Origin of the sequence: Streptomyces sp. B6B3 (assembly GCF_039871525.1) — a bacterium.
GTDB lineage: Bacteria > Actinomycetota > Actinomycetes > Streptomycetales > Streptomycetaceae > Streptomyces.
Genome location: NZ_JBDPLU010000001.1, coordinates 331,969 through 356,908, shown reverse-complemented (window position 1 = coordinate 356,908; position 24,940 = coordinate 331,969). Strand labels below are relative to the sequence as shown.

The 24,940-nt window shown below is 73.2% G+C and carries 16 protein-coding genes and 1 pseudogene; 12 read left to right on the top strand and 5 right to left on the bottom strand.

The window, feature by feature from the left end; all coding sequences use genetic code 11:
• Window positions 1-285: 285 nt before the first annotated feature.
• Complete coding sequence (gene polX, locus ABGB06_RS01500) at window positions 286-2,016, bottom strand: DNA polymerase/3'-5' exonuclease PolX (protein WP_347584738.1); 1,731 nt, start codon at window positions 2,014-2,016, stop codon at window positions 286-288.
• Window positions 2,017-2,121: 105 nt separating this feature from the next.
• Here polX and ABGB06_RS01495 point away from each other — a divergent pair, with 105 nt between their 5' ends.
• The 3 genes from ABGB06_RS01495 to ABGB06_RS01485 all read left to right on the top strand — a co-directional run bounded on the left by ABGB06_RS01495 (window position 2,122) and on the right by ABGB06_RS01485 (window position 6,073).
• Window positions 2,122-3,321, top strand: a complete 1,200-nt coding sequence (locus ABGB06_RS01495) for a site-2 protease family protein (protein ID WP_347584737.1) — start codon at window positions 2,122-2,124, stop codon at window positions 3,319-3,321.
• A gap of 134 nt (window positions 3,322-3,455) precedes the next feature.
• Window positions 3,456-4,460, top strand: a complete 1,005-nt coding sequence (locus tag ABGB06_RS01490; RefSeq protein ID WP_347584736.1) for a sulfotransferase — start codon at window positions 3,456-3,458, stop codon at window positions 4,458-4,460.
• Between the two features lie 104 nt (window positions 4,461-4,564).
• Window positions 4,565-6,073, top strand: coding sequence for a sulfatase-like hydrolase/transferase (locus ABGB06_RS01485; protein WP_347584735.1), 1,509 nt, complete (start codon window positions 4,565-4,567; stop codon window positions 6,071-6,073).
• 63 nt (window positions 6,074-6,136) lie between these two features.
• Here the strand turns inward: ABGB06_RS01485 and ABGB06_RS01480 are convergent.
• Together ABGB06_RS01480 and ABGB06_RS01475 are read right to left on the bottom strand one after the other, a co-directional pair.
• Window positions 6,137-7,138 (bottom strand): annotated as a pseudogene (locus tag ABGB06_RS01480) (glycoside hydrolase family 5 protein); the annotation flags it as partial.
• A 239-nt stretch (window positions 7,139-7,377) separates the two neighbouring features.
• A complete protein-coding gene (locus tag ABGB06_RS01475) occupies window positions 7,378-9,339 on the bottom strand; it encodes an ATP-binding protein (RefSeq protein ID WP_347584733.1) in 1,962 nt (653 codons plus the stop codon).
• 211 nt (window positions 9,340-9,550) lie between these two features.
• Here ABGB06_RS01475 and ABGB06_RS01470 point away from each other — a divergent pair, with 211 nt between their 5' ends.
• From ABGB06_RS01470 to ABGB06_RS01460, 3 genes are all read left to right on the top strand, one after another.
• Window positions 9,551-10,282, top strand: coding sequence for a helix-turn-helix domain-containing protein (locus tag ABGB06_RS01470; RefSeq protein WP_347584732.1), 732 nt, complete (start codon window positions 9,551-9,553; stop codon window positions 10,280-10,282).
• A 37-nt stretch (window positions 10,283-10,319) separates the two neighbouring features.
• A complete protein-coding gene (locus tag ABGB06_RS01465; RefSeq protein WP_347584731.1) occupies window positions 10,320-10,637 on the top strand; it encodes a hypothetical protein in 318 nt (105 codons plus the stop codon).
• A 390-nt stretch (window positions 10,638-11,027) separates the two neighbouring features.
• On the top strand, window positions 11,028-11,996 hold the full coding sequence (locus ABGB06_RS01460) for a hypothetical protein (RefSeq protein ID WP_347584730.1): 969 nt from the start codon (window positions 11,028-11,030) through the stop codon (window positions 11,994-11,996).
• Window positions 11,997-12,357: 361 nt separating this feature from the next.
• Here ABGB06_RS01460 and ABGB06_RS01455 read toward each other — a convergent pair whose 3' ends face one another.
• Together ABGB06_RS01455 and ABGB06_RS01450 are read right to left on the bottom strand one after the other, a co-directional pair.
• Entirely contained in the window at window positions 12,358-12,879 is a 522-nt protein-coding gene (locus tag ABGB06_RS01455; RefSeq protein ID WP_347584729.1) for a roadblock/LC7 domain-containing protein, read from the bottom strand.
• Complete coding sequence (locus ABGB06_RS01450; protein WP_347584728.1) at window positions 12,876-15,539, bottom strand: nitrate- and nitrite sensing domain-containing protein; 2,664 nt, start codon at window positions 15,537-15,539, stop codon at window positions 12,876-12,878. Before ABGB06_RS01450 ends, ABGB06_RS01455 begins: the two co-directional genes overlap by 4 nt.
• A 430-nt stretch (window positions 15,540-15,969) precedes the next feature.
• Here ABGB06_RS01450 and ABGB06_RS01445 point away from each other — a divergent pair, with 430 nt between their 5' ends.
• The 6 genes from ABGB06_RS01445 (at window position 15,970) to ABGB06_RS01420 (ending at window position 24,865) form a co-directional block, all read left to right on the top strand.
• Window positions 15,970-16,767: a hypothetical protein gene (locus tag ABGB06_RS01445; protein ID WP_347584726.1), complete on the top strand. Its 798-nt coding sequence runs from the start codon at window positions 15,970-15,972 to the stop codon at window positions 16,765-16,767.
• 322 nt (window positions 16,768-17,089) lie between these two features.
• Window positions 17,090-17,878: a lysozyme gene (locus tag ABGB06_RS01440; RefSeq protein WP_347584725.1), complete on the top strand. Its 789-nt coding sequence runs from the start codon at window positions 17,090-17,092 to the stop codon at window positions 17,876-17,878.
• Between the two features lie 71 nt (window positions 17,879-17,949).
• Window positions 17,950-18,711, top strand: coding sequence for a spermidine synthase (locus tag ABGB06_RS01435; protein WP_347584724.1), 762 nt, complete (start codon window positions 17,950-17,952; stop codon window positions 18,709-18,711).
• Window positions 18,712-18,867: 156 nt separating this feature from the next.
• Complete coding sequence (locus ABGB06_RS01430; protein WP_347584723.1) at window positions 18,868-19,713, top strand: response regulator transcription factor; 846 nt, start codon at window positions 18,868-18,870, stop codon at window positions 19,711-19,713.
• A 4-nt stretch (window positions 19,714-19,717) separates the two neighbouring features.
• Window positions 19,718-20,800 carry an ATP-binding protein gene (locus ABGB06_RS01425; protein ID WP_347584722.1) on the top strand — a complete coding sequence of 361 codons (1,083 nt, stop codon included), beginning with the start codon at window positions 19,718-19,720 and terminating at the stop codon, window positions 20,798-20,800.
• A gap of 279 nt (window positions 20,801-21,079) precedes the next feature.
• The gene (locus tag ABGB06_RS01420; protein ID WP_347584721.1) at window positions 21,080-24,865 is read left to right on the top strand and encodes a multifunctional oxoglutarate decarboxylase/oxoglutarate dehydrogenase thiamine pyrophosphate-binding subunit/dihydrolipoyllysine-residue succinyltransferase subunit; all 3,786 of its coding nucleotides are present in this window, start codon (window positions 21,080-21,082) and stop codon (window positions 24,863-24,865) included.
• Window positions 24,866-24,940: the final 75 nt, after the last annotated feature.

Below are 24,940 nucleotides of genomic sequence, written 5' to 3'. Positions count from 1 at the left end.
CCGCACCGCCGACGACGCCCCGACCCCGGGCACATCGCCCGAGGTCCCCGAAGTGGCCCGCACCTGGTTCCACACCCGTCTGCCCCCGACCGCCGAGCCTCCCCAGGCACTGCGGCCTCGGAGTGCCACGGCAACCGCCGCCAACCCGCGGCTGGCCGGCCCGGTCCCTCTGTGCCCCACCACGCGGGCACCGGCTGCGGCCCTCGCCCCGGGCCGCACCGGCGCCGGACAGACCTCACTGCGGCGGGCCAGCAGCGCCCCGGCAAAGTCCCCGGCAGGGGGCGCTCACTTCTTCCTGAGGAAGGCCCGGAGGCGGGTCAGCGGCCAGGTGTTGATGACGTCGTCGCGGGTGAGCCAGCCGCGCTGGGCCGTGCCCACGCCGAAGCGCAGGTGCGCCAGGTGGCCCGGCGAGTGCGCGTCGCTGTCGATGGAGAACCGCACGCCGAAGTCGCGGGCCCGCAGGATCCGCTCGTCGGCCAGGTCGAGCCGGTCGGGGTGCGAGTTGATCTCCAGCGCGGTCCCGGTGCGGGCGCACGCCCGGTACACCTCGTCGAAGTCCGCGTCGATCCCGGCGCGGCGCCCGACGCGCCGGGTGGTCGGGTGGCCGATCACGTTGACGCACGGGTTCTCGCAGGCCCGGATCAGCCGGCGGGTCTGGGCGGCGCGGTCGAGGCCGAAGTGCGAGTGGATCGACGCGACGCACACGTCGAAGCCCCGCAGGAACTCCTCCGGCCAGTCCACGTTCCCCTCGGGGTCGATGTTGAGCTCGGTGCCGTGCAGCAGCCGCATGCGGCGCCGCCCGCGCCCGTACTCGCCGTCCAGCTCGCGCACCCGTTCCCGCTGGGCGAGCGCCTTCTCGTCGGTCATCCGCTGCATGAAGAGGTTCGGCGCGTGGTCGGTGACCGCGTAGTACGCGTAGCCGCGCCGGGCCGCCGCGTCGAGCATCTCCTCCAGCGGGGCCGTGCCGTCCGTGAGGTTGGTGTGGGTGTGCAGGTCGCCCCTGATGTCGGCCTCGGTCACCAGTTCGGGCAGCTCGCCGCGCTGCGCTGCCGCGATCTCGCCGCGGTCCTCCCGCAGGGTCGGCGGGATCCACGGCAGGCCGAGCCGCTCGTAGACCTCCTCCTCGGTGCGGGCGGCCAGCCGCTGCCCGGTCTCGGAGTCGAAGAGTCCGTACTCCGACAGCTTCAGGCCGGCGCGCCCCGCGATCGTGCGGGTGCGGATGTTGTGCGCCTTGGAGCCGGTGAAGTACTGCAGTCCCGCGCCCCAGGCGTCGGGCGGCAGCACCCGGAGGTCGAGCTGGAGGCCCTGCGTGGTCCGGATCGACGTCTTCTTCTCGCCGTGCAGGATCGTCTCCGCGGCCAGCGGCAGTCGGGTGAACGCGTCCATCAGCGGCCCGGAGTCGTCGGCGGAGGCCAGCAGGTCGATGTCGCCGATGGTCTCCTTCATCCGGCGCAGCGAGCCGGCGTAGACGCAGGAGCGGCAGCCGCTGACCCCGGAGAGCTCGGCGACCGCCTCCTCGGCGATCTCCGTGGCCTTGTCCAGCTGGATCCGGCCGCCGGACTGCCGGAGCAGCTCGACGCCGTGCAGGAGGTTCTGCTCGGTCTTGGGTCCGAAGCCCTTCAGGTCGCGCAGCCGGCCCTGCTCGATCGCCTCGACCAGCTGGTCGAGGGAGGCGATCTCCAGGTCCTGGTAGAGCGTCATCGCCTTGCGCGGGCCCAGGGTAGGGATGGCGATCAGCTCCCGGACGCCGGCCGGGATCCGGGTGCGCGCCTCCTCCAGGACGGGCAGGTGCCCGGTGCTCAGGTACTCGGCGACCTTGTCGGCGATGGACTTGCCGACGTTGGGGATGTCGCGCAGCCCCTTGGGGTCCAACGTGGACACGTCGGTCTGGTGCGCGCCGATGGCGCGGGCGGCCTTCTCGTAGGCGCGTGCCTTGAACGCGTCGCCGCCGGTGATCTCGATGAGGTCGGCGTACTCCCGCAGCAGCGCCTCGACCTCCTGGTTCGGCCGGGCCATAGCGCCAGTCTAGGGAGCGGGGCGGCGGTCGGCACGGCGACGGATAACCTGGACAAACAGCTCATGACTCGCTTAGCGGTCACTGGCCGTGGGTACCCAGCGGCCATGCGGCCGACGTTCAGCCTGGGGCGGATCGCGGGGGTGCGGGTCGGCGTGCACTGGAGTGTGCTGCTGATCTTCGGCCTGATCGCCTTCGGCCTGGCGGCCGGCCGGCTGCCCGAGGCGCATCCGGGCCACTCCTGGGCGGCGTACGCCCTGGCCGGGCTGGTCACCGCCGTGGTGTTCTTCGCGTCGCTGCTCGCGCACGAGCTGGCGCACGCGGTGGTGGCCCGGCGCAACGGCGTTCCGGTCGACGACATCGTGCTGTGGCTGCTGGGCGGCGCGACCCGGATGCGGGCGGAGGCGCCGTCCCCGGCGGCCGAACTGCGGATCTCCGGCGTCGGCCCGCTGGTCAGCCTGGTGCTCGGGGTCGGCTTCGCGCTGCTGGCCGGCGCGCTGGCGGCGCTGTCCGCCTCCCGCCTGCTGGTCGAGTCGGTGGCCTGGCTGGCCGGGATCAACGTGTTGCTGGCGCTCTTCAACGCGATTCCGGCGGCGCCGCTGGACGGCGGACGGCTGCTCCGGGCGTTCCTGTGGTGGCGCACCGGCGACCGGTTGCGGGCCACGGCGGGCGCCTCGGCGGCCGGGCGGATCTTCGGCTGGCTGCTGGTGGCGCTCGGGGTGTGGGGGTTCCTGTGGACCACGGCCTTCGGCGCGCTGTGGCTGGCGCTGGTGGGCTGGTTCCTGGTGGTGGCCGCCACCCAGGAGGAGCGCCAGGCCCGGCTGCGCGAGCTGCTGTCCGGGGTGGCGGTGGACGAGACCATGACCCGGGACCCGGAGACGGTGCCCGCGGGGCTGACGGTGGACCGGCTGCTCGCCGACCCCGGCTACGCGCACGGGCACTCCGCGCTCCCGGTGACCGACGACGGGCCCGCGGGCCGGGTGCTCGGCCTGATGACGCTGGACCGGGCGGGGAAGGTGCCGGAGCCCGGCAGCACCACGGTCGGCGAGGCGATGCGGCCGCTTTCGGAGACTCGGGTGGCCACGCCCGGCGAGGCCCTCGTGGACGTGCTGCCCCGGCTGGAGCCCGGCGCGGAGAACCGGGTGGTGGTGCTGGACGGCGACCGGCTGGCCGGCATCGTCTCGCCGTCGGACGTCAACCGCACCGTGCGCTGGCTGTCCACCCGCCGCTCGCGCGACGGCGGGGACCACCGGGGCCACCGGGGCCGCCGGGGGCGCTGGGACCGCCACGACCGTTCGGACCACTGAGACACGGGGGCGACGCCCGGCGCTACGCCCACCCACTCACCACACTGTGAACGCACCATTGCTGGCGTCTAACGATTCACCTACTGTTTGGCGCGGTGAACGGCAGTAGTCGGGGGACATGGACGGGAAACCAGATGGGAATCGTGCACACGGGCCTCAAGCGGCGCGCGCGGCTGCTGGGCGAGGCGTTGCGGCCACCGCGGCCGACCAGCCTCTCCGGACGGCAGCCGACCGCGGCGCCCGACGACCAGACGCCGCGGCAGCCGGCGGTCGCCACCGAGGAGCAGCCGGGCGGCGGGGCCGTGAAGGCCGGGAAAGCGGTCAGGGCCGATGGGGCCGAGAAGGCTGAGAAGGCCGAGAAGCCGCGCCGCCCGGAGAAGAAGACCGCGGTGATGACGTACAGCGTCCCCACGGCCACCCGCCTCGTGGAGTCCCCGGTCTTCGTGCTCGCGCCCGTCCGCTCGGGGTCCACGCTGCTGCGCATGCTGCTGAACAGCCACTCCCGGATCCGCGCCCCGCACGAGCTGCACCTGCGGGCCATCGACGTACAGCTGACCCCGGGATTCTCCGACCGGTCGATGCGCGAGATGGACCTGGACCAGGTGGAGCTGGAGCACGTGCTGTGGGACCGGGTGCTCAGCCTGGAGCTGGAGCGCAGCGGCAAGGACGTCATCGTCGACAAGACCCCGGGCAACGTGTGGACCTGGGAGCGGCTCCAGTACGCCTGGCCGAAGGCCCGCTTCCTGGTGCTGCTGCGGCACCCCGCGGGCATCGTGTCCTCGCTGGTGAACCGGCAGACCAACACCAGCACCTGGGAGCAGCTGGAGGCCAACGTCCTCAAGTACCTGCTGCCGTTGGAGCAGGCCCGGCAGACCCTGGACTGCCACACCGTGCGCTACGAGGACCTCACGTCTGACCCGGAGCAGGTCACCCGGGAGATATGCGGCTACCTGGGCCAGGAGTGGGAGCCGGCCATGCTCGACTACGGCGAGCACGACCACGGCCCCTTCGTGCCCAACCTGGGCGACCGCAGCGCCAAGATCCGGTCGGGGAAGATACAGCCGGCCGGGCGGCCCGAGGGCGCCGACCGGCTCTCCCCGAGGCTGCGCGAGATCGCGTCGGCCTGGGACTACGACTGACGGACCGCGACCGGCCGCGGACAACGGGCGGCACGGGACGGACACCGGGCGACACGGCACAGGCGACAGGCGACACGGGACAGGCGACGGGGACACGAACGGACATGGCACGGCCCAACATCCTGCTGATCACCAGCGACCAGCAGCACTGGAACACCCTCGGCGCGTTCAACCCGGAGCTGCGCACGCCGAACCTCGACCGCCTGGTCGCCGAGGGCACCGCCTTCCGCCGGGCCTACTGCCCGAACCCGACGTGCACGCCGACCCGGGCCTCCATCATCACCGGCAAGTACCCCAGCCAGCACGGCGCCTGGACGCTCGGCACCCGGCTGCCCGAGGACCAGCCCACCCTCGGGGCGATGCTGGGAGAGGCCGGCTACCGCACGTCGCTGGTCGGCAAGGCCCACTTCCAGCCGCTCCGCGGCACCGCGGAGCACCCGTCGATCGAGTCCTACCCGCTGCTCCAGGACCTCGACTTCTGGCGGGACTTCCACGGCCCCTACTACGGCTTCGACCACGTCGAGCTGGCGCGTAACCACACCAGCGAGGCGCACGTCGGCCAGCACTACGCGCTGTGGCTCCAGGAGCGCGGCTGCGCCGACTGGCAGCGGTACTTCAGCCCGCCCACCGGCACCCTCGACGACGACGTCAGGCACAGCTGGCCGATCCCCGAGGAGTACCACTACAACGCCTGGATCGCCGAGCGCACCAACGCGCTGCTGGCGGACCACGCGCGGCGCGACGAGCCGTTCTTCGCCTGGGCCAGCTTCTTCGACCCGCACCCGCCGTACCTGGTGCCGCCGCCCTGGGACACGCTGTACGACCCGGACGCGCTCACCGTGCCGGAGGTGACCCCCGGCGAGCACGAGCGCAACCCGCCGCACTTCGGCCTGACCCAGGAGCCGGACCCCGACTTCTCGCCGTGGCGCGAGTCCGGGCACCTCATCCACGGCTTCCACACCCATCTGCTGCCGCCCGAGGAGCGCCGCCGGCTGGTGGCCACCTACTACGGGATGGTCAGCCTGCTGGACAAGTACGTCGGCAGGATCCTGGACCGGCTGGACGAGCTGGGCCTCGCGGATGACACGATCGTGGTGTTCTCCACCGACCACGGCCACTTCTTCGGCCAACACGGGCTCCAGGCCAAGGGCCCGTTCCACTACGAGGATCTGCTGCGGGTGCCGTTCGTCGTGCGCCATCCGGACCAGGTGCCGGCCGGGCGGGTGTCGTCCGCGCTCCAGTCGCTGGTCGACCTGGCGCCGACCTTCCTGGACTGCGCCGGCCTGCCGATCCCGGACACCATGACCGGGGTGAACCAGCGCCCGGTGTGGACCGGGGAGGCGGAGGCGGTCAGGGACCACGTGATCTGCGAGTTCCACCACGAGCCGACCACCGTCAACCTGCGCACCTTCGTGGACCGCCGGCACAAGCTGACGATCTACCAGGGCCGGACCTACGGCGAGCTGTTCGACCTGGCGGCCGACCCCGGCGAGACGCACAACCTGTGGGACGAACCGTCCGCCGCCGCGCTCAGGTCGGAGCTGCTGCTGCGGTACGCGTGGGCGGAGCTCGCCAAGGAACCGACGCCGATGCCGCGGATCGCCGTCGCGTAGCCGCGGCCGGGCCGGGCCGCCCGGTTCCCGCCCCGGGCGACCCGACCGCCGTGCGGCCTACTGGTAGATCGTGGCCTCTTCCGAGGTCTCGGCGATGCCGTTCGCGCCGTTGAAGAAGCGCTCGCCCCATTCGGTGAGCTGGTTGGGGTCGAAGCCCGTCACCATGTCGAGGTACTCGACGCCGCCGCTGTTGCCGCTCCAGGACCAGCCGATGTAGCCGAGGCCGAGCTGCGTGGTGGTGGCCATGATGGTGTCCTCGTCGGGGTTGCCGTCCGAGTGGTTGATGCCGAACTCGCCGACCACGAGGGGCAGTCCCGCGTCGACGAACGCGTTCAGGTAGTCGTTGACCTCCTGCGCGGTGTCGTAGACGCCGTACATGTGCACCGAGAAGATCGTGTTGCCCGTCGGGTCGGAGTCGTACACGGACTGGGCGTTGGAGCGCATGATGCCCTCCCAGTCCTGGCCCCAGTTCGGCGCGTCCACCATCAGCGTGTGCTCGAACCCGGCGTTGCGCAGCTTCTGGATCGCGCCGGTGGTGGCGTCGGTCCAGCCGGCGGCGTTGGTGTTGCCCCAGGGCTCGTTGCCGATGTTGACGATGACGTGGTCCTCCTCGCCGGTGAGGACGTCCTGGAGGCTGATCCAGTAGTCGGCCGCCTGGTCGAGCGTAGCGGCGGCGCCCTCCTCGCCGTAGCCGGTGGTGTCGTGCACCTCCAGCACGCAGATGAGGCGGTTCTCCTTGCACTGCGCCACGACGTTCGCCACGTCCTCCGGGCTGTTCGGGCCCCAGCGCTGGCCGCTGCCCAGCACGACGCGGACCGTGTTGGCGCCCTTGGCCTTGATGTCGGCCAGCGACTGCGTCTCGCCGGGGTACCAGACGTGCGCGTGGCTGACGCCCCGGATGACGAAGTCGTTGCCGTTGCTCTCGACGAGCCGGCCGTCGCTGATGGTCAGGCCGGTGGCCATGGTGCTCGGCTGGCCGTTCGCCGTCGACATGGACAGCACCAGTCCGAGCACCGCGGCGACGCCGGCGGCCAGCACGGCGCCGATGCGGGTCTTTCTTCTCATGACGTCCTCCTCGAAGGGCCCCGTCCCGTGGGGCCCCGAGTGTGTGGGGGGATGGAGAAGAGGTAGAGGTGTTGGTGAGAATCTTTGATTGGTTACGAAACTTTGTCCCGGCCGCAGGAATGCGCTCTGGGAGCGCTCCCATTGGGCCCTCCCATCACGCCACTGCTGTCAGTGCCCTGTCAAGAGAGCCGACGCGGTGAACCTGCCGTCGAACCGCGCGGCCCGAGCCGGTTCCGGGGTTACGTTCCCGGGCTCGCCGCCGGTTCCGGGGCGGACGCGGGGTGCGGCGCCGGGGCGCCCGCGAGCACCCGCGGCGGGAGGGCGACGTACGCCGAGACGCCGGCGCCGCGGCCGCCCGGCGACTCCGGCGGGGTCTGGGTGTGCCGCACCTCGACCTGCGCCCCGAGCCGGGCGGCGATGGTGCCCACCACGTGGTGGCCGAGGAAGCGGGTGGGCGCCACCAGGAAGCTCTCCTCCCCCGCCAGCCGGCCGTTGGCGCGGGTCAGCTCCTCCTCGGTCATCCCGGTGCCGCGGTCCACGACCGCCAGGCAGTACTCGGCGCCGTCCCGCCAGCCGTAGACCTCGACGGGCCGGCCGGGCGGCGAGGCGGTCAGCGCGTTCTCGATGAGCTCGGCGAGCAGGTGCGAGAGCTCGAAGACGGCCCAGCCGTGCACCTGGCACTCGTCGGCCTCCACCAGCGCCACCCGGCGGTAGTCCTCGACCTCCGAGACCGCCGACCTGACCACCTCGCCGATGCCCGCCGTGCCGGTCCACACCCGGGGCGGCAGCGGCTGTCCCGTGAGGATCAGCAGCGAGTCGGCGTTGCGGCGCATCCGGGTGGCCAGATGGTCGAGCTCGAACAGCTCGCCCAGCGCGTCGGGGTCGGTCTCCTTGCTCTCCAGCGCGGTGATCAGCCGCAGCTGCCGGCGCACCAGCAGTTGGTGCCGGTGGCCGAGGGCGGCCAGCGACTCGGCGCCGTTGCGGCGCAGCACGGTCTGCTGGGTGGCGAGGCCCAGCGCGACGCGTTCCACGTCGTGCAGCGCGGCGGCCAGCCGGACCACCTCCTCCGCCTCACCGCGGCGCCGCTGCGTTCCGCGGCCCGGCGGCACGAGCCGCTCCGCCTCCTCCGGTTCGGCCTCCTGCACGGCCCGCACGGTCTCCGGCAGCCGACTCCCCGCGACGTTCTCGGCCTGCCGGGTGAGCTCGTCGAGCGGGCGGGCGATGGACCGGGAGGCCAGCAGCGCCAGAACGCCGGCCACGCCGAGGATCAGCGCGCCGAGCGCGAGGAAGCCGACGAGCTGCCGGGTGGCGGAGGCCCGCAGCTGCGCGGCCCGGGCGGTGATGTCCTCGCCGATCTCCTGCTGCACGAGGTGCAGTTCGTCGGTGAGCGCGGTGCTGGCGTCCCACCACCGGACCGGGTCCACGGTCAGCGGCGAGCCGTCGGCGCCGGCGTCCGCGCGTGCCTCGAACCCGGCGACCCGGGTCGCCGCCTCGGTGGCCAGCGCCTGTTCGAGCGCGGCGCGCTGCTCCTCGGTGGCCAGCCCGTCGTAGCTGCGTTCCGCGGACAGCCGGGCGGCGCGGGCGCTGACGAACTCCAGGTACTGGGCGGGCTCGAAGACGCCGGCGACGAAGACGCCGTTCATCAGGCCGCGTTCCTGGGACAGCGCCTCGGTGGCGCCGGAGAGCGTGCGCAGCGCGCCCATGCCGTCGGCCAGCGACTGGTCGCCGTGGGCCGGGCCCTCGACGCGCTGGGCGTCGTTGAGCGCGGCGATGGCGTCGGTGTAGAAGCCGAGGCTCTCCTCGGGGTTCAGCGTGCCGTCGTCCACGCCGTCGCGCACCGTGGCGAGCCGGTCGAGCGAGCCGAGCGCCCCGGCGACCGCCGGGGCCGAGCCGTCCTCCACCCGGCGCAGCAGCTCGGCGAGGATGGCGTCGACCCGGCGCCGGGTGTCGGCGAGTTCGGGCCGGTACCGGCCGGCGCCGACCAGCAGACCGCTGGTCAGGCCGTGCTCGCTCTGCAGCTCGCGGACCAGGTTCTGCGCGTCGAGCGCGAGCTGCACCCGGTCGCCGCTCTCCCGGGCCGCGGACCAGTCGGCGGCCCGGTCGGCCACGCCGGCGCCGGTCAGTATCAGCAGCAGACACGTGGGCACGGCCAGGACGATGGCCACCCGACCGCGGATGGTGCTCCAGGGTGTCTGCTTCATCTCTGCCCCCGACTGGACACAAGGGTGGGGAAGGTCCACCAGCACAGCGCGGCGTGGTTACCTCAACACCCGGTAACCGTGGCCGGAAGGTGAACATGCGGCGGGAAACCGGGAGAGATTCGCAGGTATGTTGCGCAGTATTGACGTGCTGACAGGTCGCCCGGTCAGCCGTTCACCCGATCGGGTGAGCTGCCGGGTTAGGCTGCACCGCATGAGCAGCCGCCCCGTCCGGCCAGGTCCGGCCTACCGCAGGCTGAGCGTGGAGCAGCGCCGCGACCAGCTGATCGCCACGGCACAACGGCTGTTCGCCACCCGGGCCCCGGAGGACGTCTCCCTGGACGACGTGGCCCGCGAGGCCGGGGTCTCCCGGCCGCTGGTCTACCGGTACTTCCCCGGTGGCAAGCAGCAGCTCTACGAGGCGTCGCTGCTCAGCTCGGCGGAGGAGCTGGAGCAGTGCTTCGCGGTATCGCCGCGCGGGCCGCTCAGCACCCGGCTGGCCAACGGCCTGGACCGCTACCTGGCCTTCGTCGACGGGCACGGCGAGGGCTTCACGGCGCTGTTAAAGGGCGGCAGCGTCGTCGAGACCTCGCGCACCACGGCGATCGTGGACCGGGTGCGCCGGGCGGCGGCCGACCAGATGCTGGCCCACATGCAGGTGCGGCAGCCGGGCAAACGGCTGCGGATGGTGGTGCGGACCTGGATCACCTCGGTCGAGGCCGCCTCGTTGATCTGGCTGGACGAGGACCGGCACCCACCGCTGACCGAACTGCGCGACTGGCTGGTCGACCAGTTCGTGGCCCAACTGGTGGTCACCGCCGGCTACGACAAGCAGACCGCCCGGGTGCTCGCCGCCGCGGCGGCGCTGGAGCCGCCGGGCGGGCGCATCGACGACCTCATGAAGCGCACGCTGCACGTGTTCGCGCCGGCCGGCGCCGACTCGTGAGACATTCGCCGGATGAGGCGTCGCCCGTGAGGTGCGGATGAGGAGCGAGGCGGTGCGCTTCCTCGGCGGACCGCTCGACGGCCGGGAGCTGCCGGTGCTGGTGGGCGCCACGGGCAAGCCACCCGCCAGATACGAGGTGCCGGTGCCGGCGGAGCGGCCCGAGGGGGACGCGCCGGACGTGGTGCATGTCTACCTGCTGGAGCCCGCCGGACACACTCCCCGCCTCGGCCTGCCGAAGGGCTGGGTGTACCGGTACGCCCCCGACGAGCCCCCCGCGGCGGGCCCGCGCTGGCCCTGGCGCAACCGCCCTGCCGGCGGCGAACGCCCTGCCGGCGGCCCGGCCCACGACGGCTGACCGCCCGCACCAGGGCGCGCCCGCCGGTGCGGAGCGGAGGCTCGGCAGCCGCACCACGCGGTGTGGAGCCGTTCCACGAAACCGTTGATCGTCCCGCTCCCGGGACCCCGCCACCTGGCTGCCTCCGGGCCGGGAAGGGGCCTCGCCGAGCCTGGCCGCGGCCGAGCGGGCGGATGCCGACGAGGGCGAGCGGAGCGGGTGTCGGCGGCCTTCGGAGTCCTCCGCCGCGCCTCGCACGGTCGTTCGGGGCCGGGACCGCGCGGGCCGGTGCGGCGCCGTCGGGGGAGCGCGGAGGTCGGCACCACCCGTTCGCGTCGCCCGGGGTGCCCCGGGGGGCGTCGTGTGCGCACGATCGGTCCTGGGTCGTGGGGGTGCGACGGAGGTGAGTCGGTGTCAGGAAGACGGCGGAGCGGAGCGGTACGCCTGCTGGCCGGGCTCGCCCTGGCCACGCTGCTTCCGCCGGCGCCCGCCGCGAACGCCCTGCCCGGCCAGCCGCAACGCGACGCCGCGGGCGCCCCGGCGGTGCCAGGCCCGGACGGTGACAGAGGGCTGGCCGTCGAAGAGGCGGCAGCGGAGTCGAGCGGTGGCCTGGCCGCGGACGACACCCCGGAGGACGCCACGGACGACACCGCGGAGGGGCCTGGCTCGGGCGCCGCGGAGGCGCGGGGGGCCGGGCCGGAGGCACCCGCAGAACCGCCGGCCGAGGACGGTGAGGAGCCCGGCGCGGGAGCCGGGCCGGCCCCCGACGAGGTCTCGGCGGAGGACACCGCGACCGGGGAGGGCGACTTCGGTGGCACGCCGGCGGGGGACGAGCTCGCCGCGTCGCTCGCCGAGCTGCGCACCGGGTACGAGGAGGCGGAGGCGGCCGAGGAGGCCTACCGCGAGGCGGCCGATCGGCTGCGGGCCGTGCGGGAGCGCGTCGAGTCCGTGTCCCACGGGCTCGCCGAGATCCGGACCGAGCTGGCCGAGGCGCAGCGGCTGGCCGGGCTGCTGGCCCGGCAGCAGTACCAGGACGGCGGTCTGGAGCTGCCGGCGGCGCTGCGGCTGCTGCTCGGCGAGGAACCGGCGCTGGAGCCGCACGACCAGGCCGTGGCCGACCGGGCCGTGGCCGCGCACGTCGCCACGCTGGAGGCGCTGCGCGAGGAGGAGCGGAAGACCGACCGGCGGGCCCGCGAGGAACGGGCGGCGCTGGACGCCGCGCAGGCGGTGGCCGACGAACTGCGCGGCGAACGGGACGACGCGCGGGACCGGTTGGACGACGCGGCGGCGGCCCTCGCCAGCCTGGCCGAACCCGCGCCGACGCTGCCGGACGACGGCCTCACCACCCCGGAGGCCGGTGCGACTCGACCCGGCGCCTGAGCGGACGTCAGGAGCCCTACCCGCACCGCGCCAGATGCCCCGGCCCCCCGGCGCCCGCGCAGGCGGGACGTCAGGACCGCCAGACTCGCCGCCTCAACAGCCCGCTTCTGGCCGGCGGCTCGTCACGCACGGCGCCCGCCGACCCGCCCGCCTGAGGATCGCCCACGAGCCCACGGGTCCGCGAGGAGCGAACGACGCAGACGCCGCGCGGTCCCTGGCCACCCACGCCCGGAGGCCGGTGCGACGCGACCCGGCACCCAACCGACCTCGGAATCCCCCACCCCGCCGCGCCAAGGGGCTCACGCCCGCCGAACCCGGCCGGGCCGGAGCCGCGCGGCCCGGTGCCCGGAGGGCGGGCGCGTCAGGACCGCCAGCCGCGCTGTGCCAGCGGCTCGGTCCTGGCCGGGGGTTCGGCGTGCGCGGCGCTGCGCAGCTGGGCCCGCAGCCGGGGGGTGAGCAGGTGTCCGGCGCGGCCGACGAAGAGCGCCATGTGGTAGGCGACCAGGCCCATGTCGGCGTCCGGTTCCGCGTAGACGCCGAGCAGCGAACCGTCGCTGATGGTCATGACCAGCAGGTTCCCCGCGTTCATGGCGACCAGGGTCTGCCGCACCCGGCCGCCGTCCATCAGGGTGGCGGCGCCGCCGGTGAGGCTGGCGAGGCCGGAGACGATGGTGGCCAGGTCGCCCGTGGAGCCGCGCGGGTCGGTCGCGGAGCGGCTGCGGCGCGGGCGGGGGACGGTGGTCAGCAGCGGCAGTCCGTCGGCGGAGACCACGGCCACCGAGAGCAGCCCCGGCACCTCGTCGACCAGCCGGTCGAGCAGCCAGCGAAGGTCGCGGGCGGCGTCGCTTGACGCCTCGAAGGGAAGGGGAAGAGAGCCGTTCATGAGGGTGCCTCCTGGCCGGTGCCGGAGTCGGTGGCGCGGGCGGCGTCGCGGTGGCCCTCCCGGGCGCCGCGTTGGAAGCCGCCGAGCCGGCGGCGCAGCTCCTCGGCGTCCACGCCGCGGGCCGGCGTGCCGGCCGCCGCGGGGTCGTCGCCGTGGCCCCCCGAGCCGAGTTGGGCGCCCGCGGTGCGCAGCGGCAGCCCGCTCTCGGTGCGGGCGTGCCCGTGCGGAGCCGAGTCGTCGGCTCGCGCGTGCTCCGGCCCCGGGCCGCCGCCCTGGGCCGGGTGCGGAATCGGAACGCCGTGGGCGGGCGTGGCCCCGGCGTACGGCGCGACCACCGGGTGTCCCCCGGTCGCTCCCACGGCGCCCGGCATCCCGGCCGCCCCGGACAGTTCACTCACACCCGACACTCCCGCAATGCTCGTCCCACCCGTCACACCCGTCACGTCTGACACGCCGGCCACTGCCGGGCCGCCGTCCTGACCGGGCATCCCGATGCCGTGCGTCCCCCGCCGCGCGCCCCCCGCGCCCGGCACCGCGGTCGCGCCGGTCGCGGTGGTCAGCCCGGCGAGCTCGGACAGCACGGCGACGCCCTGCGTCTCGCCGAGGTCGGTCAGCAGCGAGGTCGGAAGCACCACCTCGGCCAGCGTGCCGCCGCCGGGCCGGCGGCGCAGCCAGCAGCCGAGCCGGTGCCGGGCGGCCAACCGGGCCACGGTGTAGAGGCCCATGCCGATGCCCGCGCTGGCGCCCTGGGCGTGCGGCAGCGCGCCGTCCGCGCCGGGCGGCGGCGTCACCGGATCGGCCAGCCGGGCGTTCAGCTCGACCAGCCGCTCGTCCGAGAGCCCCATGCCCTCGTCCTCGACCAGCAACGTCAGGCCACCCTCCAACCACCGGCCGGTCAGCCGGACCCGAGCCCCCTCTGGGGAGAACGCGGTGGCGTTGTCCAGAAGTTCCGCGAGCAGGTGGCTGAGGTCCCGCACGGTCGGGCCGATCACCCGCACCTGGGGCGGCGGCGAGATCTCCACCAGCTCGTACCGCTCGATCTCGCTGACGGCGGCGCGCAGCACGTCGATCAGCGGCAGCGGTTCGCCCAGCCGGCCGGCCGGGCCCGCGCCGGCGAGCAGCAGCAGGTTCTCGCCGTGCCGCCGCATCCGGGCGGCGAGGTGGTCGAGGGTGAACAGCACGGCCAGGTGGTCGGGGTCGGTCTCGTGCTCCTCCAGGCCCTCCAGGACGGACAGCTGCTCGCTGACCAGGCTGAGCAGCCGCTGGGCGTGGTGCGCGAACATGCCGTGCACCGCGCCGTGCAGGGCGGTCAGCCGGGAGCTCAGCTGGCGCTGTTCGGCCAGCAGCCGGTCCCGCTCGGCGCGCAGCCCGCCGCTGTCCCTGGCGGTCTCCGCGGCCCGCCGGTGCAGCTCCACGGCGCGGGCGTGCAGCGAGTTGACGGAGTTGACCACCTCGGCGAACTCGTCGTTGCGCCCGGTGTACCTGACCGGCTGCTGGCCGGCCGGATCGGCCGCGACCCGGCGGCTGCCCAGCCGCACCGCGGCCAGCGGGCGGGTGAGGGACCGGGCGGTGCGCACGCTGATGCCGAGCGCCAGCACCAGGGCGGCGAGCACCAGCAGCACGCGCAGTTGCAGCGACAGCAGGTCGTCGCCGCGCTGGGCCTTGAGGGCGGCCAGGTGGTCGGTGGAGAGCTCGACCAGCACCGAGCGCTGCGCCTCGGTGCGGGTGGCGAGCGCGTCCGCCACCGCCGCCGCGTCGAGTTCGCGGTCCTCCGCGCTGAGCACGGGCTGGTCGGTGAGCTGGTCGAGGTAGTCCTCCGCGGCGGTCACCTCGGGTCCCGCGACGTCCCGCGCGTACGCGTCGCGCGCCGCGGCCTCGGCGGTCGCGTCGAAGTCGGCCAGCGCCGCGGCCTCCCTGGCCGCCTGGTGCTGGGCGGTGCCGGTCAGCCCCGGCTGCTCGCCCTCGCCGCGCAGCGCGGCCAGCACCAGGCCGCGGACGGCCGACGAGGCGTCAGCGGCGCGGGCCAGGTCGGGCAGCGCCGAGGCGGTGGCGTTGGCGGCCTCCCCGTGCCGCGCGTGGCTGCCGGCCAGGAAGAGGTCGCCGAGGTCCTCGATGATCCGGGTGTAGGCGGTGTGCAGCTCCGCCGCGTCGCTCTCCTCGGAGGCCGCCCGCTCCCTGAGCCCGGGCAGGGAGTCGAGCCCGGTGCGCACCGCCTCGGGGGCGTCCGGCAGCAGCCCGGCCACCTGCCGCTCGACGCGATCGAGGTGCTCCGGCGTCAGCACGTGCTCGGTGGCCGCGGGCTCTGGTCCCGCGGCGAGCAGGCCGTCGCGCTCGTCGGCGAGCGTGTGGGAGAGCGCGAGCGCGCGCTGGCCCAGCTCGGCCTCGTCCAGCTGCCGCTGGTCCTGGTCCATCCGCTGGTAGGCGGACAGCACGGCGGGGGCGCCGGCGGCCAGCACGGCCAGGCCGGTCAACAGCACGCCGGCCAGCAGCCGGTTGCGCACCCGGCCGCGGCGGCCCCGGGCGGCGTGGGAGCGCGGCCCGGCGGCGCCCGGCGCGGCGTCGTCGGCGGGCCCCGTGGCCGTGGCGGACGTGGTGGACGTGGTGGGCGAGGACACGGACGTGGAGGCTTCGGCGGGATCGTGCAGTCTCTTCTTCCGCACCTGTGCTCGCATTCTCATCCCGGCCGCCGGCGAGGGGGCCTGGCTAGTGGTCCAGCTCGCCGGACCCTACGACGGTCCGGCTGTCGAGGCTGCACGTCGGCACCGACCATGCCAGCGCGGTACGGGCAGCAGGCGGCCTCCCCCGAGCGGCCACCCGAAGGAGTGAACATCACCAGGTTCCGGCGGACAAGCCGGGTGTGCCGGCGCCCGCGCCGAGCCCGGTTTCGGGCTGGCGTTCACGCACGTGTCCTGGCAAGATCCACCTTTCCTCTGGCTACTGACCGGCTATCACCCGAGATCCGCTCACCGGCACCGATAGGCCCCGAGATGGGCGGGGGCGAACCGGTGGATCCCGGGCGCTCCGCGCACCCCGGGTGACGGGTCGTCACGGGGACGCCACGCGCCGCACAGCCTAAGGCAGACTGAGCGCATGCGATTCCGGTCAGCCAGCGAACCGGGCACCCCGGGCGTGCCGAACGAGGACTTCGCCGCCGTGGCGAGTCCGGCCGGCGGGGCCGGCGGGGTGCTGGTGCTGCTGGACGGAGTGACGGCCGGGGAGATCGACGGAGGTTGCCGGCACGGCGTCGCCTGGTTCACCGCGCGGCTCGGCGGCGCGCTGCTGGAACTCGCGGGCGCCCGACCCGAGCTGACGTTGCCGGCCTGCCTGGCGGCCGCGATCACCCGGACGGCTGACGCGCATCGCGGCACGTGTGACCTTTCTCACCCGAGAACGCCGCAGGCCACGGTCGTCTGCGCGCGCTGGGACGCGGCCGAGCTGGAGTACCTGGTGCTCTGCGATTCGGTGCTGCTGGTCGAGGAGCCGGAGGGCGCGGTGCGCCCGGTGCTCGACGCCCGGCTGGACGCGCTGCGCCCGGCCGCCAGGCGACTGCCGGCCGGCGAGCGGGTGGCGTTCGTGGAGGGCCTGCGGAACGCGGAGGGCGGGTTCTTCACGGCCGCCGCGGATCCCGGGGTGGCCGGCCGGGCGGTGACCGGCTCGCTGCCGCGCGGACGGGTGCGCGCGCTGGCCGCGCTGAGCGACGGGGTGGGCCGCTGGGTGGAGACCTTCCGGTTCGGCGACTGGAGCGCGTTGTTCCGGGCGCTGACGAAGGAGGGCCCGGAGGCGGTCATCGAGCGGGTGCGCGCCGCGGAGGCCGCCGACCCGCGCGGCGAGACCCACCCCCGGGGCAAGGCACACGACGACGCGACCGCCATCGTGGCCGAGCCCTGACCCTCCCCGGCTCTCCCTGGCTCCCCAAGTTCGAACGTTTCCCGGGGATTTCACGGATGAAAGTTGGAGGACGCGACCGCGTGTGGGCACCCGGTTGACGGCCGCCACCGGCGTAGACCAACGGCGTGTGCGGGCGCCTCTTCCCTGCCACCAACTGCGCGCATTACCTTCACGATCGGCATGTTCACATCATGTGACAAGCCGACGAGCTGGTTTCTCGTCCCCCCACCGAGGTCTCCGAAAGGCAGATCTGCCCATGCACGGAACCGGAACGACCAGTCCCCTCGTTCGTTGGCACCGCAAACTCCCCACCCTGTTCGGAATGGTGTGCGCCGCGCTGGCCCTGCTCGTCGCCTCCCCGGGGGTGGCGACCGCCGACGCCACCCCGTCCATCGAGCCTGGCGAGGCGTACATGGGCGTCGGCGTCGCCATGCACGAGGGCGGCGCCACGGCGTCCGCGGAGCCCGACGTCTCCCCGCTGGCCACCGTCGAGGGCGTCGACGTCTCCAGCCACCAGGGCAACGTCTCCTGGTCCACCCTCTGGAACAGCGGCGTGCAGTTCGCCTACGTCAAGGCGACCGAGGGCACCTCCTACGAGAACCCGTACTTCGCCCAGCAGTACAACGGGTCGTACAACGTGGGCATGATCCGCGGCGCCTACCACTTCGCGCTGCCCAACAGCTCCAGCGGCGCCTCCCAGGCCAACTTCTTCGCCGACAACGGCGGCGGCTGGTCCCGGGACGGCAAGACGCTGCCCGGCGTGCTGGACATCGAGTACAACCCGTACGGTTCGACCTGCTACGGCCTCAGCCAGTCCGCCATGGTGAGCTGGATCAACGACTTCCTGGACACCTACCACGCCCGCACCGGCCGGTACGCGGTGATCTACACCACCACCGACTGGTGGACCACCTGCACCGGCAACTACAGCGGCTTCGCCGCCAACCACCCGCTGTGGATCGCCCGTTACGCCTCCTCCGCGGGCACCCTGCCGGCCGGCTGGGGCTTCTACACCTTCTGGCAGTACACCTCCACCGGCCCCACCGTCGGCGACCACAACGTCTTCAACGGCGCCTACGACCGGCTGCAGGTGCTCGCCAACAACGGCTGACCCGGGCGCGGGGGTCCGGGCGGCCGCGCGCCCGGCCGGGACCTGGCCGGCCGGCCAGGCAAGATGGGCGCATGTCCCCCGACCCCCGCGACGATCCGCGCCCCGAGCCGTCCGACGCCGGGCCCCACATACGGCCCGGCGGCCCGCCGGACGGCCCGGGCCCGGTGACCCTCGACCGCAGGGAGGGCCCGCACGGCGAGGTGGTGCTGCGCCGGCACGGCGCGCTGCTGCAGATCATCGCCAACGGGTGCTTCCTGATGGACACCTCGGACGGCCGCTCCGAGCGGCTGCTCGTCGGCGCGGCGCTCGCCGCCCTGGACGACCGGCCGGCGCCGAGCCTGCTGATCGGCGGCCTCGGCGTCGGCTTCTCGCTGGCCGAGGCCGCCGCCGACCCCCGCTGGGGACGGATCGCGGTGGTCGAGCGGGAGACCGCCATCATCGACTGGCACCGCGCCGGCGCGCTGGCCGAGTTCACCGCGGACGCCCTCGCCGATCCGCGCACCGAGGTGCTGCACACCGACCTGTTGACGCACCTCCGCACCACCGACGTCCGGTACGACGCCATCTGCCTCGACGTCGACAACGGGCCCGACTGGACGGTCACGGACGACAACGACCACCTCTACTCCTCCACGGGCCTCGACCTGTGTCGCGCACATCTCGCCCCCGGAGGCGTGCTCGTCGTGTGGTCCGCGCACCCTTCCGACACCTTTGTGAAGAACCTCGGAGATGCCGGATTTCGCAACGTTCGCACCAGAGAAGTACCAGTCGCCCGGGGCACTCCGGACGTGCTCTTTCTCGCCAGCCATCATCTCGCCACCCGATCCGCGTAGCCGTGAGCTGACTTAGCGCTCTACGCTGCTTGTCAGTGCCCTTCGGCACATTCACAGCACAATCAGCGCACATTCCATACTCGACAGCACATTCGACGGCACCCAGGCATGCCAGTTCCAGCCGACTGGCACCGCAACGATCCCGGGGGCGGGAGCATGAACCAGACAGAGACCAGGACGAACCACCACACCGATCCGGCAGGCCCCACCGAGCCGGCCGCCCAGGACCGACCGAGCCACCACAGCAGCACCGCCACCACACCCGGTGCCCAGCGACGCGTGCTGGTCATCGAGGACGACCCCACCATCGTGGAGGCGATCGCCGCGCGGCTCCGTGCCGAGGGGTTCCTCGTACAGACCGCGGCCGACGGCCCCGCGGCCGTGGAGACGGCCGCCGCATGGCACCCCGACCTGCTCATCCTCGACGTGATGCTGCCCGGCTTCGACGGACTCGAGGTGTGCCGCCGGGTGCAGGCCCAGCGCCCGGTACCGGTGCTGATGCTCACCGCGCGGGACGACGAGACCGACATGCTGGTCGGCCTCGGCGTCGGTGCCGACGACTACATGACCAAGCCGTTCTCCATGCGCGAGCTGGTCGCCCGCTCGCACGTTCTGCTGCGTCGGGTGGAGCGTGCGGCCGTGGCGGCCACCACGCCCCGGCCGGGCAGCGTGCGTCTGGGTGACCTGGAGATCGACCGCACCCAGCGCCGGGTCCGCGCCGCGGGTAAGGACATCCACCTCACTCCCACCGAGTTCGACCTGCTGATGTGCCTGGCCCGTTCGCCTCGCGCGGTGCTCACCAGGGAGCAGCTGCTGGCCGAGGTGTGGGACTGGGCGGACGCCTCGGGCACCCGGACCGTGGACAGCCACGTGAAGGCGCTGCGCCGGAAGATCGGCGCGGAGCGGATCAGGACCGTGCACGGCGTGGGCTACGCGCTGGAGACCCCGCCCGGCTTCGCCGGCGAGGCCCCACGCTCCGGCCAGGCGGCGGGCGAGGTCTGACCGCGTGCTCGAACTCGTTCGGCATCCGGTGTGGCGCCGGGCCTGGCGTCTGACGCGCCCACTGGATCCGTTCCGCTCGGTCAAGGCGGCGCTGGGCTGGCTGGTGGTCATCTCGGTCGTGATCACGACCATGCTGAGCCTGCTGGCCTACCGCTCCGACATCGAGCTCCAGGTAATCGCGATCATGGCGATCATCGCCTCGCTGCTGGTCACCCAGTTCGTCGCGCAGAGCCTGGCGACGCCGGTGCTCGAGATGACCTCGGCCGCCCGGGCCATGGCCCGCGGCGACTACGGCCGCCGGGTGCGCGTCGCCCGGCGGGACGAGCTGGGCGACCTGGCCCGCGCCTTCAACCGCATGGCAGCCGACCTCCAGGCGGTGGACCGGCACCGCAAGGAGCTGGTGGCCAACGTCTCGCACGAGCTGCGGACGCCCATCGCCGGCCTGCGGGCGGTGCTGGAGAACGTGGTGGACGGCGTCTCGGAGGCGGACCCGAAGACCATGTCCACGGCGCTGCGGCAGACCGAGCGGCTGGGACGCCTGGTCGAGCAGCTGCTCGACCTGTCCCGGCTGGAGAACGGCGTGGTGCCGCTGCGGCCGCGCGGCTTCCAGGTGGAGCCGTACCTGTCCGCCGTGCTCGGCGACGCCACGGTGGCCATGCGCCGCGGCCACGCCAGGACGGACGTCCGGCTCCGGCTGGACGTCACGCCCAACGGTCTGCGCGCCCACGCGGACCCGGAGCGGCTCGACCAGGTGGTCACCAACCTGGTGGACAACGCGGTCAAGCACAGCCCACTCGGCGGCGAGGTGGTGGTCCTGGCCCGCCCGGGACAGCTGCCGGGCGGGCTGATACTGGAGGTCAGGGACCAGGGCCCGGGCATTCCCCGGGCGCAGCGCGAGCTGGTCTTCGAGCGCTTCGGGCGGGGCACCACGGACGGCCACGCCCCGCGCGACGGCGGCACCGGGCTCGGCCTGGCGATCGCCCGCTGGGCGGTGGACCTGCACGGAGGCACCATCGGCGTCGCCGAGTCGCGGCGCGGCTGCCGCATCAGACTCACTCTTCCGGGTGATGGCGAGACACGGCCCTGACGACTGTCGCGGGAGCGCGGCGACCGGGTGGACGGCGGATCCCGATCATCGGCGGTCCGTAGCGCCGCCAGGTCGCGGCTTCATTACCGTTTCCTTGCCGTTTCGCGCCGAACTCTGACCAGTTCCCGGAGGCTCGCCTGCCGAAACCACCGAAACCCCGGGCCCGAATGTGATCTAGGCGACGTCTGCCGTTCCTGGACTGCGACCCGAGGCCGGGGAGGCGTAGCCTTGATTTCCGCTGTCCATGACCTTGTGAAGCGGAAGAGGGCGGTTGCCGCCGTGTCGCCACAGTCCCCGAACACCTCCAGCGTCGAGACCGACCCAGGGGCGGAGAAGAACCCCGCCGCCGGATTCGGTGCGAACGAATGGCTCGTTGACGAGATCTACCAGCAGTACCTCCGGGACCCGAACTCCGTGGACCGGGCCTGGTGGGACTTCTTCGCCGACTACAAGCCCGGCGGGCAGGGCACCAAGCGCGCCGACGGCGCGCAGGAGGCGGCGGACGGCGGCGAGGCCACCGCCGCGGCCGCCCCGCAGGCCGCCCCGGCGCAGCCGGCGGCCCAGGCCACCGAGGCCCCGGCGAAGCCGGCCGACGCGGCCACCGGGGCGCCCGCGAAGCCCGCCACGAAGCCGGCCGCCAAGCCCACCGCCGCGAAGCCCGCCGGCAAGGCCGCCGCCGAGGCGGAGGAGGCCGGCGGGCCCGAGCTGGTCACGCTGCGCGGCCCGGCCGCCGCCGTCGCGAAGAACATGAACGCCTCGCGCGAGCTGCCCACCGCCACCTCGGTCCGCGCGGTCCCGGTCAAGCTGCTCTTCGACAACCGCATCGTCATCAACAACCACCTCAAGCGCGCCCGCGGCGGCAAGGTGTCGTTCACGCACCTCATCGGCTACGCCATGGTGCAGGCGCTGAAGGCCATGCCCTCGATGAACTGCTCGTTCACCGAGAAGGACGGCAAGCCCACCCTGGTCAGGCCGGACCACGTCAACCTCGGCCTCGCCATCGACCTGGTGAAGAAGAACGGCGACCGCCAGCTCGTGGTGCCGGCCATCAAGGGAGCCGAGGATCTCAGCTTCTTCGAGTTCTGGCAGGCGTACGAGGACGTCGTGCGCCGGGCCCGCGGCGGCAAGCTCACCATGGACGACTACTCGGGCGTCACCGCCTCGCTGACCAACCCGGGCGGCATCGGCACCGTGCACTCGATGCCGCGGCTGATGCCGGGTCAGGGCCTGATCATCGCGGTCGGCGCCATGGAGTACCCGGCCGAGTTCCAGGGCACCTCCCAGGAGACGCTGAACCGCCTCGGCATCTCCAAGGTCATGACGCTCACCTCCACCTACGACCACCGGGTGATCCAGGGCGCGGCCTCCGGCGAGTTCCTGCGGCTGATGAGCCAGCTGCTGCTGGGCGAGAACGGCTTCTACGACGACATCTTCGAGGCGCTGCGCATCCCGTACGAGCCGGTGCGCTGGCACCGGGACATCGACGTCAACCACGACGACGACGTCACCAAGGCGGCCCGCGTCTTCGACCTGATCCACGCGTACCGGGTGCGCGGCCACCTGATGGCCGACACCGACCCGTTGGAGTACAAGCAGCGCAAGCACCCCGACCTGGACATCAAGGAGCACGGGCTCACCCTGTGGGACCTGGAGCGCGAGTTCGCGGTCGGCGGCTTCGCCGGCAAGTCCATGCTGAAGCTGCGCGACATCCTCGGCGTGCTGCGCGACTCGTACTGCCGCACCACCGGCATCGAGTACATGCACATCCAGGATCCCAAGGAGCGCAAGTGGATCCAGGACCGGGTGGAGCGCCCGCACACCCCGCCCGAGCGTGAGGAGCAGCTGCGCATCCTGCGCCGGCTCAACGCCTCCGAGGCGTTCGAGACGTTCCTGCAGACCAAGTACGTCGGCCAGAAGCGGTTCTCGCTGGAGGGCGGCGAGACCGTCATCCCGCTGCTCGACTCGGTGCTCGACGAGGCCGCCGAGGCGCGCCTGGACGAGGCCGTCATCGGCATGGCCCACCGCGGCCGGCTGAACGTGCTGGCCAACGTCGTGGGCAAGTCCTACGCGCAGATCTTCCGCGAGTTCGAGGGGAACCTCGACCCGAAGTCGATGCACGGCTCGGGCGACGTCAAGTACCACCTCGGCACCGAGGGCACCTTCACCGGCCTGTGCGGCGAGAAGATCAAGGTGTCGCTGGCCGCCAACCCCTCGCATCTGGAGGCGGTCGACCCGATCGTGGAGGGCGTCTCGCGCGCCAAGCAGGACATCATCGGCAAGGGCGGCAAGGACTTCACCGTGCTGCCCGTGCTGATCCACGGTGACGCGGCGTTCGCCGGCCAGGGCGTGGTCGCCGAGACGCTCAACATGTCGCAGCTGCGCGGGTACCGCACCGGCGGTTCGGTGCACATCGTCATCAACAACCAGGTCGGGTACACCGCGACCGCCGCGGCGGCCCGGTCCTCGACGTACTGCACCGACGTCGCCCGGATGATCGAGGCCCCGATCTTCCACGTCAACGGCGACGACCCGGAGGCGGTGTGCCGGGTCGCCCGGCTCGCCTTCGAGTACCGCCAGGCGTTCAACAAGGACGTCGTCATCGACCTGGTGTGCTACCGCAGGCGCGGGCACAACGAGACGGACAACCCCTCCTTCACCCAGCCGCTGATGTACGACCTGATCGACAAGAAGCGGTCGGTGCGCAAGCTGTACACCGAATCGCTGATCGGCCGCGGGGACATCACCCTGGAGGAGGCGGAGCAGGCGCTCCAGGACTTCCAGGGCCAGCTGGAGAAGGTCTTCAAGGAGGTGCGGGAGGCCACCGGCACGCCCGCGCCCGCCGAGGTCCCGGCGCCGCAGCCGGAGTTCCCGGTGAGCCTGGAGACCGGCGTCAGCCAGGAGGTCGTCAAGCGGATCGCCGAGTCCCAGGTCAACATCCCCGAGCGGATCACGGTCCACCCGCGGCTGCTGCCGCAGCTGCAGCGCCGGGCGGCCATGGTCGAGGAGGGCACGATCGACTGGGCGATGGGCGAACTGCTGGCCATCGGCTCGCTGCTGATGGAGGGCACCCCGGTGCGGCTCGCCGGCCAGGACACCCGGCGCGGCACCTTCGGCCAGCGGCACTCGGTGCTGATCGACCGGAAGACCGGCGAGGACTACACCCCGCTGCTGTACCTCTCCGAGGACCAGGCCCGGTTCAACGTCTACGACTCGCTGCTCAGCGAGTACGCGGCCATGGGCTTCGAGTACGGGTACTCGCTGGCCCGGCCCGACGCGCTGGTGATGTGGGAGGCGCAGTTCGGTGACTTCGCCAACGGCGCGGCCACCGTGATCGACGAGTTCATCTCCTCGGCCGAGCAGAAGTGGGGCCAGACCTCGGGCGTCACGCTGCTGCTGCCGCACGGGTACGAGGGCCAGGGCCCGGACCACTCCTCGGCTCGGATCGAGCGCTTCCTCGCGCTCTGCGCGCAGAACAACATGACGGTCGCGATGCCCACCGTCCCGGCGAACTACTTCCACCTGCTGCGCTGGCAGGTGCACAACCCGCACCACAAGCCGCTGATCGTGTTCACCCCGAAGTGGATGCTGCGGCTGAAGGCGGCGACCTCCGCGGCCGAGGAGTTCACCTCCGGCGGCTTCAAGCCGCTGATCGGCGACACCACGGTGGACCCGTCCGAGGTGCGCAAGGTCGTCTTCTGCTCCGGCAAGGTGTACTACGAGCTGGCCGCCGAGCGGGACAAGCGCGAGGTGCGCGACACGGCGCTGGTCCGCCTGGAGCGGCTCTACCCGCTGCCCAGCGAGGAGATCCAGACCGAGCTGGCGCGCTACCGGAACGCCGAGCGGTACGTGTGGGCCCAGGAGGAGCCGGCGAACCAGGGCGCGTGGCCGTTCATCGCGCTGAACCTGGTGGACCACCTGGACGTGATCATCGGCTCGGGCCAGGTGCCCGGGGCCGACCGGCTGCACCGGGTCTCCCGCCCGTCGTCGTCCTCGCCCGCGGTCGGCTCGGCCAAGCGCCACCAGGCCGAGCAGCAGGCCCTGGCCGACGAGGTCTTCACGCTGTAGCCCGGAGCACGACCGCACGAGCCCAGGCGGGCCGGGCGTCCGCGGCAGCACGCCGCCGGATGCCCGGCCCGCCTC

What these genes read in the sequence shown, in the direction of transcription:
- ABGB06_RS01495 (WP_347584737.1), top strand. Translation starts at nt 2,122, where the DNA reads ATGCGGCCGACGTTCAGCCTGGGGCGGATCGCGGGGGTGCGGGTCGGC.
- ABGB06_RS01430 (WP_347584723.1), top strand. Translation starts at nt 18,868, where the DNA reads ATGAACCAGACAGAGACCAGGACGAACCACCACACCGATCCGGCAGGC.
- polX (WP_347584738.1), bottom strand. Translation starts at nt 2,016, where the DNA reads ATGGCCCGGCCGAACCAGGAGGTCGAGGCGCTGCTGCGGGAGTACGCC.
- ABGB06_RS01490 (WP_347584736.1), top strand. Translation starts at nt 3,456, where the DNA reads ATGGGAATCGTGCACACGGGCCTCAAGCGGCGCGCGCGGCTGCTGGGC.
- ABGB06_RS01455 (WP_347584729.1), bottom strand. Translation starts at nt 12,879, where the DNA reads ATGAACGGCTCTCTTCCCCTTCCCTTCGAGGCGTCAAGCGACGCCGCC.
- ABGB06_RS01485 (WP_347584735.1), top strand. Translation starts at nt 4,565, where the DNA reads ATGGCACGGCCCAACATCCTGCTGATCACCAGCGACCAGCAGCACTGG.
- ABGB06_RS01475 (WP_347584733.1), bottom strand. Translation starts at nt 9,339, where the DNA reads ATGAAGCAGACACCCTGGAGCACCATCCGCGGTCGGGTGGCCATCGTC.
- ABGB06_RS01465 (WP_347584731.1), top strand. Translation starts at nt 10,320, where the DNA reads ATGAGGAGCGAGGCGGTGCGCTTCCTCGGCGGACCGCTCGACGGCCGG.
- ABGB06_RS01435 (WP_347584724.1), top strand. Translation starts at nt 17,950, where the DNA reads ATGTCCCCCGACCCCCGCGACGATCCGCGCCCCGAGCCGTCCGACGCC.
- ABGB06_RS01445 (WP_347584726.1), top strand. Translation starts at nt 15,970, where the DNA reads ATGCGATTCCGGTCAGCCAGCGAACCGGGCACCCCGGGCGTGCCGAAC.
- ABGB06_RS01440 (WP_347584725.1), top strand. Translation starts at nt 17,090, where the DNA reads ATGGTGTGCGCCGCGCTGGCCCTGCTCGTCGCCTCCCCGGGGGTGGCG.
- ABGB06_RS01470 (WP_347584732.1), top strand. Translation starts at nt 9,551, where the DNA reads ATGAGCAGCCGCCCCGTCCGGCCAGGTCCGGCCTACCGCAGGCTGAGC.